A 13,569-nucleotide genomic window follows, 5' to 3' on the forward strand; every position below is an offset into this window, starting at 1 on the left:
CTTGACCGGCGCATGCAGATCAAAGGCAGCTCGTCAGGTCTTGTGCTGACGTCGCGCAGGGCTGCCACGTGCACTGATTCCGAAGTCGACGAACGGGTGAATCGCGAGGCCTGCCGCCGGGTCGGCCTGCGCTCGATGGCGATCCTGCCGCTGCTGATTGGCGAGCAGGCAGGCGGTGTACTGAAGCTGGCGTGGCGTGACCCGCGTCCTTTCGATGAGGACGAAGTGCCGGTGGGCCAGGCAGTTGCCGATATGACCGCCGCGCTGATGTTCCATGCTTCGCAAGAAGGCGCGCAAACGCTGCAGCGCAAGGTGACGCAGGACCCCGCGACGGGGCTGCCGAACCGTTCTTGGTTCTACGAGCAGTTGCGTGTTCGCGTCGACGATGCGATTGCGCGCAGCGGCCGCGTGGGCGTGATGGCGGCGCGCGTGCGTCCGCAACAGCGCGACGTGACGATGGAAATCGCCCGGCGGCTGGCCCGGGAATGCCGCGAGGGCGACGTTCTGGCGCGGCTGGGTGGCGACGAATTCGGCGTGATCCTGAGCGTTGCTGCGCGCCGCTCCATCATTCAAAGCCAGGAATAAGTGGATTCGCCGGCACCAGGGACGCTATGACCAGCCTGGTGATGGTTTCTTCCGCTTCGGCGAAGTCGGTGCCGGTCAACTGGCCGGCGCCAAGCACCAGCTGCATCTGTGCGGCAAAGTCGGCATATGACTGGGTCATGGCCCAGATGGCAAACAGCAGGTGGGTGGCGTTGACCGGGGCGATGCGGCCTTGGGCGATCCAGCGTTCGAAGACTTCGATATCCTTGCGCACCAGCGGCACCACGCGTTCGCGAATCTGACCACCGTACAGGGGCGCGCCGCTGATCACTTCCATAGCGTAGACGCGCGATCCGCATGGATGCTCGCGCGAGAAATCCAGCTTGGCCTTGATGTACGCACGCAGCACCTCGGCCGGCTCGCCGTCAGGCTCTGCGATATTGGCCATGCGCGCCAGCCACTCGTCCAGTACGTCGTCCAGCACGCGCTGGTAGAGCGCCTGCTTGGTGGAGAAGTAGTACATCAGGTTCTGCTTGGAGAGGCCGACGTTTTCGGCGATGGTGGCGACAGAGGCGCCTTCATAACCCGATTCGGCGAATACGCGCACCGCTTCGGCAGCGATCTCCGCCTCCAGGCGGTCGCGGTTGATCACGCGGCGCAGTTTAGCTGATGCCATGTTCCCTCCTCATGGACTGCAGGAAGTTCCGCAGTTGTGGGCTGTCCGAATACGCAACGTTGAAGCGGAACCAGATCGAGGCCGGTTGCCGCAGCTGGAAGAATTCACCCGGCGCGAGCAGGATGCCGGACTTCAGTGCCTGGTCGGCGAGCAGCTTGCCGTTGCATTCCGGCGTCGGTGCTTGCTGCCAGCCGGCGCTGACAAACATGCCGCCGCGCGGCCTGGCGATCGGCGCCATGCCAGCCAAGGCAAGCAGGTCGATGGTGCGCTCGCGACCTTCAGTCAGTTGCGCCACCAGCTTTTCCACCATGCGCTTGTAGGGCCGCGCTGTGATGGCGTGGTAGGCGGCGCGTTCATTGACTTCCGACGTGGTGAGGCCGGCCAGCATCTTCACGCGCACCAGTTCCGGCAGCAGGGAAGCGGAGGCGCAGATTGAGCCGACACGCAGAACCGGCGACAGCGTCTTGGAAAAACTGCCGACGCGGATCACGCGCCGCAAGCCATCCATCGCGGCCAGCGAGGCTTCGCCGCGCGCGGTGAGTTCGCGGTAGATGTCGTCTTCCACCAGCCAGAAGTCGAACTGCTCGGCAAATCCAAGCAGGCGGTGCGCCTGCGCCTGCGTCAGGCTGGTGCCGAGCGGGTTTTGCAGCACGGTATTGACGAACATGAGCTTGGGCTGGCTCTCGCGTGCTTGCGCCGCGAGGAAGTCCATGTCCAGGCCATGCTCGTCGCGCGGGATGCCGATGGCGTGGCAACCGTGGTGGCGGATCAGCGACAGCAGGTTGCTGTACACCGGGTCTTCCACGAAGACGGTGTCGCCCGGCTTGGTCAAGGTGCGCAGGATCAGGTCGAAGGCATGGGTGGCGCCGTGCGTGAGCAGGATCTGCTCCGCTTCGACGGCGAACAATTCGCCGCTTAAGGTGGACGCCATGTATTGCCGCAGGCCGGGGAAACCGAGCGGATGGCCGTAGCCGCGCAGCCGGTTGGCGGGAATGCGCATGGCGTGGCGCACGGCGTCGAGGATGGTGTCCTCGCCATACCATTCGGGCGGCAGCCAGCCGGCGCCGACCGGCAGCGCTTCGGAGGCGCCGGAATACAGTTCCGGGGTCAGGGCATCGACGGCGGCGGGCGTGGCGAACATGGCCGCCGGCGGCAGCAGGGCCGGGACGTCGTGGCGAGCAACAAAATAGCCGGAACCGCGGCGTGACGACAACAGTCCGAGCGTGACCAGGCGGTCGTAAGCCTCCACAACTGTAAAGGTACTGATGCCATTACACTTCGCGAATTGCCTGACGGAGGGCATCTTCGTGCCAAGGCGCAGCTCGCGGCTGGCCACCATGGCGCTGATGGCGTCCACGATCTGTTCAACCAGCCTGCCCTTCTTCGCGCGCTCGATGGAAAGCACGGGCCATGCGGAGTTTGGGTTTGCGCTATCGTCCATTCGGGCCTCTAAAACTGTACTGTTTTTGCTACCTGTACGGTTGGAACGTTTCCGCGTGTGTGTATATGTGCCATAGTTAACTTGCTGTCTATTATTGCATCATGATTTTGCCAACTGGTAAAGTTTTTTGAGCGTCGTAAAAAACCCACCAAGGGAGATAGCAATGAACGAAGCCCGGCCGCAGTCCCTGGCATCTTTCTGGATGCCGTTCACGAACAACCGAGACTTCAAGGCCAATCCGCGCCTGCTGGTTTCGGCGGAAGGTGTGTATTACAAGGACGTCGACGGCAACCAGATATTGGACGGCACCGCCGGCCTGTGGTGCGTACCGTGCGGCCACCGGCAGCCGAAAATCGTGGCGGCGGTCAGCGAGATGGTCGGCCAGCTCGACTTTGCACCAACCTTCCAGATGGGCCACCCGGCCGCCTTCGACCTCGCCGAAAAACTGATGGAATATACCAACCATCGCTTCGGCCACGTGTTCTACACCAACTCCGGCTCCGAAGCGGTGGACACGGCGCTGAAGATCGCGCTGGCCTACCACAAGGCGCGCGGCGAAGCATCCCGCACCCGCCTGATCGGCCGCGAGCGCGCCTACCACGGTGTCGGCTTCGGCGGCATCTCGGTCGGCGGCATTGCCGGCAACCGCAAGCCTTACGGCACGCTGCTGCCAGGGGTGGACCACCTGCCGCATACCCATAACCTTGAAAAGAACGCCTTCACGCGCGGCGAGCCGGAATACGGCACCCACCTGGCCGATGAACTGGAGCGCATCGTCGCGCTGCACGACGCTTCCACCATTGCCGCCGTGATCGTGGAGCCGGTGGCTGGTTCTACCGGCGTGCTGGTGCCGCCGAAAGGCTACCTGAAACGCCTGCGTGAACTGTGCACCAAGCACGGCATCCTGCTGATCTTCGATGAAGTGATCACCGGCTTTGGCCGCCTGACCACGCCGTTCGCCACCGACTATTTCGACGTCGAGCCGGACATGATGACCGCCGCCAAAGGCCTGACCAACGGCACCATCCCGATGGGCGCGGTGTTCAGCAAGAAGTTCATCCACGACGCCTTCATGGAAGCGCCGGCCGGCATTGAACTGTTCCACGGCTATACCTACACCGGCCACCCGGTGGCCTGCGCAGCATCGCTGGCCACGCTGGAAGTATTCAAGGAACAGAAGCTGCTGGACCACGCCAAGGAAATCCAGCCCTACTGGGAAGATGCGGTGCATTCGCTGAAAGGCCTGCCGCATGTGATCGACATTCGCACCATTGGCCTGGTGGCCGGCATCGAGCTGGCGCCGCGCGCAGGTGCACCCGGAGCGCGCGCGTACGCGGCGTTCAAGAAAGCTTTCGCGGATGGGCTGTTGATCCGCACCACCGGCGACATCATCGCGTTGTCGCCACCACTCACCTTTGAGAAGAAGCACATCGACGAATTGTTCGGGAAGCTTGGAAAGGTGTTGAAGGACCTAGACTAGAGGAGACGAACCATGTTGGTAGGCGTACCGAAGGAAATCAAGAATCAGGAATCGCGCGTTGGCCTTACCCCGGCCAGCGTAAAGGAACTGACACTCCGCGGGCACCAGGTCCTGGTGCAACACAACGCGGGCGCTGCAATCGGTCTGACCGACGAAATGTATGTGGGCTCCGGCGCCACGATCATCCCGACCGCGGAGGAAATCTTCGCCAAGGCGGAAATGATCGTCAAAGTGAAAGAGCCGCAGCCGCAGGAATGCGCGATGCTGCGAGAGAACCAGATTCTTTACACCTACCTGCACCTGGCTCCCGATCCAGAGCAGACCAGGGCGCTGGTGAAATCCGGCGCCGTCTGCATCGCGTATGAAACCATCACCGGCGCAAACGGCGGCTTGCCGCTGCTGGCGCCGATGAGCGAAGTGGCAGGGCGCATGTCGATCCAGGCTGGCGCTGCCCATCTTGAAAAATCCAAAGGCGGCATGGGGCTGCTGCTGGGCGGCGTGCCCGGCGTGGCGCCGGGCCATGTGGTGGTTATCGGCGCCGGCGTGGTCGGCACCAATGCGCTGCAGATTGCAGTCGGCATGGGTGCCCGCGTCACGGTGCTGGACAAGAACGTCGACCGCCTGCGCCAGCTTGACCTGGTGTTCGGCAACCGCATCCAGACCATGTTTTCCAACGCCCACACCATCGATGATGCCGTGACCGATGCCGACCTGGTGATCGGCGGCGTGCTGGTGCCCGGCGCCGCGGCGCCGAAGCTGGTCACGCGCAGCATGGTGTCGCGCATGAAGCAGGGCTCGGTGGTGGTGGACGTCGCCATCGACCAGGGCGGCTGCTTCGAAACCTCGCACGCCACCACGCACGAAAGCCCGACCTTCATCGTCGACGGCGTAGTGCACTACTGCGTCGCCAATATGCCGGGAGCCGTTGCCCGCACTTCCACCTTTGCGCTGAATAACGCCACTATCGGTCATGCCGTCGCGCTGGCCGACAAGGGCTGGTCCAAGGCCATGAAGGCCAACCCGCACCTGCGCAATGGACTCAATGTCTGCCAGGGACACGTCACTTATGAAGCGGTGGCGCACGACCTTGGCTATACCTACGTGCCGGCGGAATCTCTGCTGGCTTAATCCTCAGGGCTTGAAATGAGCAATCTCGATACTATTACCCACTTTATCAATGGCGCGAAGGTCGACACGGCCGGCGGGCGCTATGGCGATGTCTTCAATCCAGCGCTGGGCGAGCCGGTCGCACGCGTGGCGCTCGGCACTGCGCAGGAAGTGGATGCCGCGGTGCGCGCTGCGGAAGCGGCTTTCCCCGCCTGGTCGAACACGCCGCCGCTGACCCGCGCGCGCGTGCTGTTCAAATTCCTCGAACTGTGCCACCAGCACACCGAGGAATTCGCCGCCATGCTGACCCGCGAACACGGCAAGACGTTCGCGGATGCCAAGGGCGAAGTGGCGCGTGGTATTGAGATGGTGGAATTCGCGGTCGGCATCCCGCAGATGATGAAGGGCGAATACACCGACCAGATCGCGCGCGGCATTGACGCCTGGTCGATGCGTATGCCGCTCGGTGTGGTGGCGGGCATTACGCCGTTCAACTTCCCGGTGATGGTGCCGATGTGGATGTTCCCCATCGCTATCGCCTGCGGCAACACCTTCATCCTCAAGCCTTCCGAGCGCGATCCTTCGCCATCGCTGCTGCATGCACGCCTGCTGAAGGAAGCCGGCCTGCCGGACGGCGTGTTCAACGTCGTGCAGGGCGATAAGGTGGCGGTTGATGCGCTGCTCGACCATCCGGTAATCCAGGCGGTGAGTTTCGTCGGCTCGACGCCGATTGCGGAATATATCTACTCGCGTGGCTCGCAGCATGGCAAGCGTTTGCAGGCGCTGGGCGGGGCAAAGAATCATATGGTGGTGATGCCGGACGCCGATATGGACATGGCCGCCGACGCCCTGATGGGGGCCGCCTTCGGTTCGGCAGGAGAGCGCTGCATGGCAATCTCGGTGGTCGCGGCAATCGGCGATGCGGGCGACAAGCTGCTGGGCGCACTGAAAGAGCGCACTGCTGCACTGAAAGTGCGCGACGGCATGGCGTCGGATGCCGAAATGGGGCCGGTCGTTACGTCGGCCGCCAAGCAGCGCATCGAACGGTTGATCGGCGAGGGTGTGGAGCAGGGGGCGACCCTGGTGGTCGATGGCCGCAATTACCAGGTCGCCGACCGCCCGAACGGCTTCTTCATCGGCGGCACGCTGTTCGACCACGTCACGACCGACATGTCCATCTACAAGGAGGAGATCTTCGGCCCCGTGCTGTGCATGGTGCGCCTGCCGGACGTTGCGACGGCGGTAGAGCTGATCAACAGGAACGAGTACGGCAACGGCGTCGCGGTCTTCACGCGCGACGGCGGCGTGGCGCGCGAATTCGTGCGCCAGATCCAGGTCGGCATGGTAGGCGTCAACGTGCCGCTGCCGGTGCCGATGGCGTTCAATAGTTTCGGCGGGTGGAAGCGCAGCATGTTTGGCGACCACCATGCCTATGGTCCGGAAGGTGTGCGTTTCTATACCCGCCACAAGGCCGTGATGGAGCGCTGGCCAAATACCGCAAGTGCTGGCGCACAGTTTGCTTTCCCACAGATGAAGTGAGGATGGAACCAATGATCGAGTCACTCAAATACATACCGCAGCCGAAAGCCACGAACGAAGAGCTGGCCGGTCATTTCACCGACCTGGCGCCAGCCCTGAACGCGCGCCAGGCTGCTATTGAAAGCTCGCGCTGCCTGTATTGCTACGACGCGCCGTGTACGCGCATCTGCCCGACCAGCATCGATGTCGCGAGCTTCATCCGCAACATCCATGACAAGAACATCAACGGCGCTGCGGTGACTATCCTGCAGCAGAATATCCTTGGCGGCAGCTGCTCGCGCGTCTGCCCAACCGAAATCCTGTGCGAAGACGCCTGCGTGCGCAATCACGACGCGGAAGGCCAGCCGGTAAAGATCGGCTTGCTGCAACGCTTCGCACTCGATAACGCGACACTGGAAGGCCACCCGTTCAAACGCGCTCCCTCGACCGGCAAGAAAGTTGCCGTCGTCGGCGCCGGGCCTGCCGGCCTGTCCTGTGCCCATCGCCTGGCCATGCTGGGCAACGATGTCGTGATTTTTGAAGCGCACGAGAAATCGGGCGGACTCAATGAGTACGGCATTGCGAAGTACAAGCTGACCGACAATTTCGCCCAGAAGGAAGTGGACTTCCTGCTGGGGATCGGCGGCATCGAGGTGCGCCATGGCCAGAAGCTGGGAGCCAACCTGCACCTGAAAGAACTGCACGCGCAATACGACGCGGTTTTCCTCGGGCTTGGACTGGGCGCCAGCCGCGCCCTCGGCCTGACCGGCGAGGATGCGCCCGGCCTGATGGCAGCGGTGGATTACATTGCCGAACTGCGCCAGGCCGACGACCTGGCCAAACTGCCGGTGCCGCGCCGTGCCATCGTGATTGGCGCTGGCAATACCGCTATCGACATGGCGGTGCAGATCCAGCGCCTGGGTGCGGAGGAAGTGACGATGGTCTACCGCCGCGGCTTCGACGCCATGAGCGCTACCCGCCACGAGCAGGATATCGCCAAGGCCAACCAGGTGCGCATGCAGACCTGGGCGCAGCCGCAGCAAGTCCTGCTGGACGAAGCCGGCCGAGTACGCGGCATGCGTTTCGAACGCACGGCGATGGAAGGATCGCGCATGATCGGTACCGGCATTACGTTCGAACTGCCGGCCGATGCCGTCTTTAAAGCAATTGGCCAGGCGATGGAGCCGGCTGCACTGGCCGACCCGCTGGCTGCGATGCTGAAACGCGATGGCGACAAAATCCACGTGGATGACAGCTTCCGCACCATCCTGCCGGGTATCTATGCCGGCGGCGACTGCGTCTCGCTTGGCCAGGACCTGACCGTGCAAGCCGTGGAGCATGGCAAGCGCGCTGCAATGGCGATCCATTCCGACATCCAATCAAAGAAGGGGGCAGCATAATGGCCGACCTGAGCGTCAATTTCTGCGGCATCAAGGCGCCGAATCCATTCTGGCTCGCCTCCGCACCGCCGACCGACAAGGCATACAACGTGATCCGCGCCTTTGAAGCAGGGTGGGGCGGCGTGGTCTGGAAAACACTGGGTGAAGATCCGCCAGCCGTAAACGTGTCGTCGCGCTACTCCGCCATCTATGGCAAGAACCGCGAAGTCCTTGGCTTTAACAACATCGAGCTGATTACCGACCGCTCGCTGGAGCTGAACCTGCAGGAGATCACCGATGTGAAGAAGGCTTGGCCGGACCGCGCCATTGTGGTTTCGCTGATGCTGCCTTGCGAAGAACACTACTGGGCTGACATCCTGCCGAAAGTCGAAGCCACCGGGGCTGATGGCATCGAGCTGAATTTCGGCTGCCCGCACGGCATGCCGGAGCGCGGCATGGGTTCCGCTGTCGGCCAGGTGCCGGAATACGTGGAACAGGTGACGGCATGGTGCAAGAAGCATACCAAATTGCCGGTGATCGTGAAGCTGACCCCGAACATCACCGACATCCGGCGTCCGGCGCGCGCGGCCAAGGCCGGTGGCGCCGATGCCGTTTCGCTGATCAATACGATCAACTCCATCACCTCGCTGGACCTGGACAGGATGGTGGCCTTCCCCAATGTAGGCGGCGCCAGCACCCACGGCGGCTATTGCGGCCCGGCGGTCAAGCCGATTGCGCTGAACATGGTGGCCGAGATCGCGCGCGATCCGGAAACGCGCGGCCTGCCGATTTCCGGCATCGGCGGCATCGGCAACTGGAAGGATGCGGCTGAGTTCATCGCGCTGGGCGCAGGCTGTGTGCAGGTCTGCACCGCGGCGATGCTGCACGGCTTCCGCATCGTGCAGGAGATGAAGGATGGCCTGGAGCGCTGGATGGACTCCAAGGGCTACAGGACGCTGGATGATTTCATGGGCAAGGCGGTGGCGAATACCACGGACTGGAAGTTCCTGGACATGAACTACAAGTCCATCGCCCACATCAACCAGGACGACTGTATCAAGTGCGGCCGCTGCTATGTGGCCTGCGAGGATACTTCGCACCAGTCCATCTTCCAGTTGGTTGACGAAGCGAGCGGCACGCGGACGTACAAGGTCAATGACGAAGAATGCGTCGGCTGTAACTTGTGTGAAATTACCTGTCCGGTGCAAGGTTGTATTACGATGGTCGCAGTCCCCACGGGCAAGCCTTACATGAACTGGACGCAGGACCCGCGCAATCCTCGCGCCGAAATCAAGGAGACTGCATGAGCGACAATTCCCAGTTGTGGAACGAAGACCTGGCCCCGACCAATGAATCGCAGCGCACCTGGCGCTGGTATCACTTCGCTGCACTCTGGGTTGGGATGGTCATGTGCATCCCCGCCTACACGCTGGCTGCCAGCCTGATTGAAGGCGGCATGTCGGCGGGACAGGCTGTCCTCACTGTTTTTCTCGCCAACACCATTGTGCTGCTGCCGATGCTGCTGATCGGCCATGCCGGAACCAAATACGGTATACCGTATGCGGTGCTGGCGCGCGCCTCGTTCGGCACTTCCGGCGCGCGCCTGCCGGCGCTGATGCGCGCCATTGTGGCCTGCGGCTGGTACGGTATCCAGACCTGGTTCGGCGGGCAGATGATCTATACGCTGCTGGGCGTGATGATGGGCGGCGAGATCGGCGGCGCCAAGATCGGCGGTCTTGGCATCAATGGCGCGCAACTGCTTTGTTTCATTGCGTTCTGGGCGATCCAGTTCTGGTACATCGTGCACGGTATGGATGCGATCCGCAAACTGGAAACCTATACCGCACCGCTGAAGATCATCATCTGCTTTGTGCTGCTTGGCTGGGTCTACCAGAAGGCGGGCGGCTTCGGTACTTTGCTGGAGCAGCCTTCGCAATTTGTCGAAGGCGGCAAGAAGGCCGGCCAGTTCTGGCCGACGTTCTGGCCTTCGCTGACGGCCATGATCGGTTTCTGGGCCACGCTGGCGTTGAATATCCCGGACTTTACCCGCTTCGCAAAAACGCAGCGCGACCAGGTGCTGGGCCAGTCGGTCGGCCTGCCGGTGCCCATGGGATTGCTGGCGGCGCTGGCGGTGATCGTGACTTCCGCTACGGTCGTTTTGTACGGCAAGGCAATCTGGGATCCGGTCGACCTGGCCAGCCGCATGACAGGCGTGGCCGTGCTGCTTGCGCTGGTGGTCCTGCTGATCGACACCATCTCGGTCAACCTGGCGGCCAACCTGGTTGGCCCTGCCTATGACTTTTCCGCGTTGGCGCCAAAGCATATCTCCTACCGCACCGGCGGCTACATCACGGCCGGCATCGCGCTGGCGATGATGCCCTGGAAGCTGCTGGAGACGACGCAGGGTTACATCTTCACGTGGCTGATCGGCTATTCGGCCTTGCTTGGTCCAATTGCGGGCGTGCTGATCGTCGATTACTACCTGATCCGAAAGACAGAACTGAATGTCGGTGCGCTATACGTCGACAATGGCGAATACAGCTACACCAACGGCTGGAATTCCGCCGCGCTGCTGGCCTTCGCGTTCGGCGTAGCGCCTAATGTGCCGGGCTTCCTGAATGCGGCCTTTCCGGCATCGTTTGGCGACGTCGGCGAAGGCTTCAAGCTGATTTATACCTATGCATGGTTCGTCGGCATCGCAATTGCGGCGCTGGTGTACGGCATTTTGATGAAGGGCAGGGCCGCCCGCACGGTCCATCCACCATTAGCGGAGAAAGCCTAAATGGCGACATTGATTCGTGGCGGTACTGTAGTCAACGCGGACCGTGCGTTCCGCGCCGATGTTCTGTGCGAGGGCGACAAGATCGTCGCCGTCGGACCCGGGCTCGCGGCGCCAGCCGGGGCGGAAGTGATCGATGCCGGCGGCCAGTACGTCATGCCGGGCGGGATCGACCCGCACACCCATATGAACCTGCCTTTCATGGGCACCGTCACGCAAGACGATTTCTTCACCGGTACCGCTGCCGGACTTTCAGGCGGCAATACCACCATCATCGATTTCGTCATTCCAAGTCCCCAGCAGCCGTTGCTTGAGGCTTACCATCAGTGGCGCGGCTGGGCCGAGAAGGCTGCTGGCGACTACACCTTCCATGTGGCGATCACCTGGTGGTCGGACAAAGTACATGAGGAAATGGGCACGCTGGTACGCAGCCATGGTGTGAACAGCTTCAAGCACTTCATGGCCTACAAGAACGCCATCATGGCGGACGATGAAACGCTGGTGAAGAGCTTCCGCCGCGCGCTGGAGCTGGGCGCGATCCCGACTGTGCATGCGGAAAACGGCGAGCTGGTATACCAGTTGCAGCAGGATCTTCTGCGCCAGGGGATTACCGGCCCGAAAGCGCATCCGCTGTCGCGCCCTCCGGCCGTGGAAGCGGAAGCGGCCAACCGCGCCATCGCTATCGCCAATGTCCTGAATACGCCGCTGTACATCGTGCACGTGTCGTGCAAGGAATCGCTGGACGCCATCACCCGTGCCCGCGCTGCCGGCCAGCGTGTTTATGGCGAAGCACTGGCGGGCCACCTGATCGTCGACGACAGCGTGTACGACCATCCCGACTTCGAGTTCGCCGCCGGCCATGTCATGAGTCCACCGTTCCGCAGCCGCGAGCACCAGAAGGCGCTGTGGCAAGGCCTGCAAGGTGGCAACCTGCACACCACCGCCACCGACCACTGCACCTTCTGCGCTGAACAGAAAGCTGCCGGCCGCAACGACTTCACCAAGATTCCGAACGGTTGCGGCGGCGTGGAAGACCGCATGGCCGTAATCTGGGACGAAGGCGTCAACAGCGGCAAGCTGACGCCGTCCGAATTCGTGCGCGTAACGTCGGCCAACGCGGCGCAGATCTTCAATATCTATCCGCGCAAGGGCGTGATCGCTGCCGGTTCGGATGCGGATATCGTGGTGTGGGACCCGGAAGGAACCCGCACGATTTCGGCCAAGACCCAGTATGCCAAGGGCGGCTTCAATGTCTTCGAGGGACGTACCGTCAAAGGGATTTCGAGCACCACGGTGGCGGCAGGCAAAGTCGTATTCCATCGTGGAGATTTGCGGGCAGTCGAGGGGGCCGGGCGCCACATCGACCGTCCAGCTTTTGCGCCAGTGACGGCGCGCTAAGGAGCGCAGTATGAGCGATATACGCATTAACAGCGACCGCCTGTGGGATTCGTTGATGGAACTGGCCAAAATTGGCGCTACCCCGAAAGGCGGGGTCAAACGCCTGACCCTGACGGACCTCGATAAACAGGGCCGCGACCTGGTAACAGGCTGGGCGCGCGATGCAGGACTGTCGATCACGGTCGACCAGATCGGCAATGTGTTCATGCGCCGCGATGGCGAAGACAATACGCTGCCGCCAATCATGACCGGCAGCCATATCGACACCCAGCCAACGGGCGGCAAGTTCGATGGCAATTACGGCGTGCTGGCCGGGCTGGAAGTCGTTCGCACCCTGAACGACAAAGGCATCAAGACGCGCGCGCCAATCGAAGTCGCGTTCTGGACCAATGAGGAAGGCTCGCGCTTCGTGCCGGTGATGATGGGCTCTGGTGTGTTTTGCGGCGCCTTCACGCTGGAACATGCTTACGCCGCCAAGGACACCGAGGGAAAGACGGTAGGCGAGGAGCTGGAACGAATCGGCTACAAAGGCGAGCAGGTACCTGGCCAGCATCCGATCGGCGCCTATTTTGAAACGCACATCGAACAAGGCCCTGTGCTGGAGGATGCCGACAAGGTCATCGGCGTGGTTCCGGCTGTAATGGGGCTTTCATGGTACGACTGCACGGTGACCGGCATGGAGGCCCACGCCGGCCCAACGCCTATGCACCTGCGCAAGGATGCGATGCAGGTCGCGGCGCAGATCATTCCCGAAGTCGTCGCCATTGCCAACCGCTATCCACCTTACGGGCGCGGCACGGTTGGCATGATGCAGGTCTTCCCCAACAGCCGCAACGTGATTCCTGGCGAGGTCAAATTCAGCATCGACCTGCGCAATGTGAACGACGAGCTGCTGAACAAGATGCATGAAGACATGCTGGCCTTCATCGACAAGACTTCCGCCGAAACCGGGCTTCCGGTGAAGATTGAGCGCGTGTCATATTATCCGCCGTGTCCATTCCATCCCGACTGTGTTGGAGCTGTGCGTAAGGCGACCGCAAAATTGGGCTACTCCACAATGGACGTAGTCTCCGGCGCCGGCCACGACGCCATCTACGCCGCCCGTGTCGCCCCAGCCGGCATGATCTTCGTTCCCTGCAAGGACGGCATCAGCCATAACGAAATCGAAGACGCCAAGAAGGAGCACCTGGAGGCAGGCTGCAACGTCCTGCTGCACGCCATGCTGGAACGCGCCGGCGTCGTGTGAGC

At 62.3% G+C, this 13,569-nt stretch carries 11 protein-coding genes; 9 read left to right on the forward strand and 2 right to left on the reverse strand.

The window, feature by feature from the left end; genetic code table 11:
• Positions 1–12 precede the first annotated feature (12 nt).
• Positions 13–585, forward strand: coding sequence for a diguanylate cyclase domain-containing protein (locus ASD07_RS17110; RefSeq protein WP_055932915.1), 573 nt, complete (start codon positions 13–15; stop codon positions 583–585).
• Here ASD07_RS17110 and ASD07_RS17115 read toward each other — a convergent pair.
• Together ASD07_RS17115 and ASD07_RS17120 are read right to left on the reverse strand one after the other, a co-directional pair.
• On the reverse strand, positions 566–1,219 hold the full coding sequence (locus tag ASD07_RS17115; RefSeq protein ID WP_055932918.1) for a TetR/AcrR family transcriptional regulator: 654 nt from the start codon (positions 1,217–1,219) through the stop codon (positions 566–568). The two genes, ASD07_RS17110 and ASD07_RS17115, sit on opposite strands and share 20 nt — an antisense overlap.
• The gene (locus ASD07_RS17120; RefSeq protein ID WP_055932921.1) at positions 1,206–2,660 is read right to left on the reverse strand and encodes a PLP-dependent aminotransferase family protein; all 1,455 of its coding nucleotides are present in this window, start codon (positions 2,658–2,660) and stop codon (positions 1,206–1,208) included. The genes ASD07_RS17115 and ASD07_RS17120 overlap by 14 nt, the downstream gene beginning before the upstream one ends.
• Before the next feature lie 163 nt (positions 2,661–2,823).
• Between ASD07_RS17120 and ASD07_RS17125 the strand changes: the two genes are divergently transcribed.
• The 8 genes from ASD07_RS17125 to ASD07_RS17160 are packed head-to-tail and all read left to right on the forward strand — an operon-like array spanning position 2,824 to position 13,567.
• Positions 2,824–4,140: an aspartate aminotransferase family protein gene (locus ASD07_RS17125; protein ID WP_055932924.1), complete on the forward strand. Its 1,317-nt coding sequence runs from the start codon at positions 2,824–2,826 to the stop codon at positions 4,138–4,140.
• Positions 4,141–4,152: 12 nt separating this feature from the next.
• Complete coding sequence (gene ald / locus ASD07_RS17130) at positions 4,153–5,268, forward strand: alanine dehydrogenase (RefSeq protein WP_055932927.1); 1,116 nt, start codon at positions 4,153–4,155, stop codon at positions 5,266–5,268.
• Between the two features lie 15 nt (positions 5,269–5,283).
• Positions 5,284–6,786, forward strand: a complete 1,503-nt coding sequence (locus tag ASD07_RS17135) for a CoA-acylating methylmalonate-semialdehyde dehydrogenase (protein ID WP_055932930.1) — start codon at positions 5,284–5,286, stop codon at positions 6,784–6,786.
• 11 nt (positions 6,787–6,797) lie between these two features.
• On the forward strand, positions 6,798–8,165 hold the full coding sequence (locus ASD07_RS17140; protein WP_055933534.1) for an NAD(P)-dependent oxidoreductase: 1,368 nt from the start codon (positions 6,798–6,800) through the stop codon (positions 8,163–8,165).
• Positions 8,165–9,451 (forward strand): NAD-dependent dihydropyrimidine dehydrogenase subunit PreA, encoded by a 1,287-nt coding sequence (gene preA / locus ASD07_RS17145; RefSeq protein WP_055932933.1) that lies wholly within the window; start codon positions 8,165–8,167, stop codon positions 9,449–9,451. The genes ASD07_RS17140 and preA overlap by 1 nt, the downstream gene beginning before the upstream one ends.
• Positions 9,448–10,926, forward strand: coding sequence for an NCS1 family nucleobase:cation symporter-1 (locus ASD07_RS17150; RefSeq protein WP_055932936.1), 1,479 nt, complete (start codon positions 9,448–9,450; stop codon positions 10,924–10,926). Before preA ends, ASD07_RS17150 begins: the two co-directional genes overlap by 4 nt.
• Positions 10,927–12,321 carry a dihydropyrimidinase gene (hydA, locus tag ASD07_RS17155; RefSeq protein WP_055932939.1) on the forward strand — a complete coding sequence of 465 codons (1,395 nt, stop codon included), beginning with the start codon at positions 10,927–10,929 and terminating at the stop codon, positions 12,319–12,321. It abuts the gene before it with no gap.
• A 10-nt stretch (positions 12,322–12,331) separates the two neighbouring features.
• A complete protein-coding gene (locus tag ASD07_RS17160; protein ID WP_055932942.1) occupies positions 12,332–13,567 on the forward strand; it encodes a Zn-dependent hydrolase in 1,236 nt (411 codons plus the stop codon).
• The last annotated feature ends 2 nt before the right edge of the window (positions 13,568–13,569 follow it).

The organism is Duganella sp. Root336D2, assembly GCF_001425005.1.
Lineage (GTDB): Bacteria > Pseudomonadota > Gammaproteobacteria > Burkholderiales > Burkholderiaceae_D > Rugamonas.

Coding starts and splice junctions, on each gene's coding strand:
- ASD07_RS17115 (WP_055932918.1), bottom strand. CDS start 1,219: ATGGCATCAGCTAAACTGCGCCGCGTGATCAACCGCGACCGCCTGGAG.
- ASD07_RS17150 (WP_055932936.1), top strand. CDS start 9,448: ATGAGCGACAATTCCCAGTTGTGGAACGAAGACCTGGCCCCGACCAAT.
- ASD07_RS17125 (WP_055932924.1), top strand. CDS start 2,824: ATGAACGAAGCCCGGCCGCAGTCCCTGGCATCTTTCTGGATGCCGTTC.
- ASD07_RS17120 (WP_055932921.1), bottom strand. CDS start 2,660: ATGGACGATAGCGCAAACCCAAACTCCGCATGGCCCGTGCTTTCCATC.
- ASD07_RS17140 (WP_055933534.1), top strand. CDS start 6,798: ATGATCGAGTCACTCAAATACATACCGCAGCCGAAAGCCACGAACGAA.
- hydA (WP_055932939.1), top strand. CDS start 10,927: ATGGCGACATTGATTCGTGGCGGTACTGTAGTCAACGCGGACCGTGCG.
- ASD07_RS17135 (WP_055932930.1), top strand. CDS start 5,284: ATGAGCAATCTCGATACTATTACCCACTTTATCAATGGCGCGAAGGTC.
- ASD07_RS17110 (WP_055932915.1), top strand. CDS start 13: ATGCAGATCAAAGGCAGCTCGTCAGGTCTTGTGCTGACGTCGCGCAGG.
- ASD07_RS17160 (WP_055932942.1), top strand. CDS start 12,332: ATGAGCGATATACGCATTAACAGCGACCGCCTGTGGGATTCGTTGATG.
- preA (WP_055932933.1), top strand. CDS start 8,165: ATGGCCGACCTGAGCGTCAATTTCTGCGGCATCAAGGCGCCGAATCCA.
- ald (WP_055932927.1), top strand. CDS start 4,153: ATGTTGGTAGGCGTACCGAAGGAAATCAAGAATCAGGAATCGCGCGTT.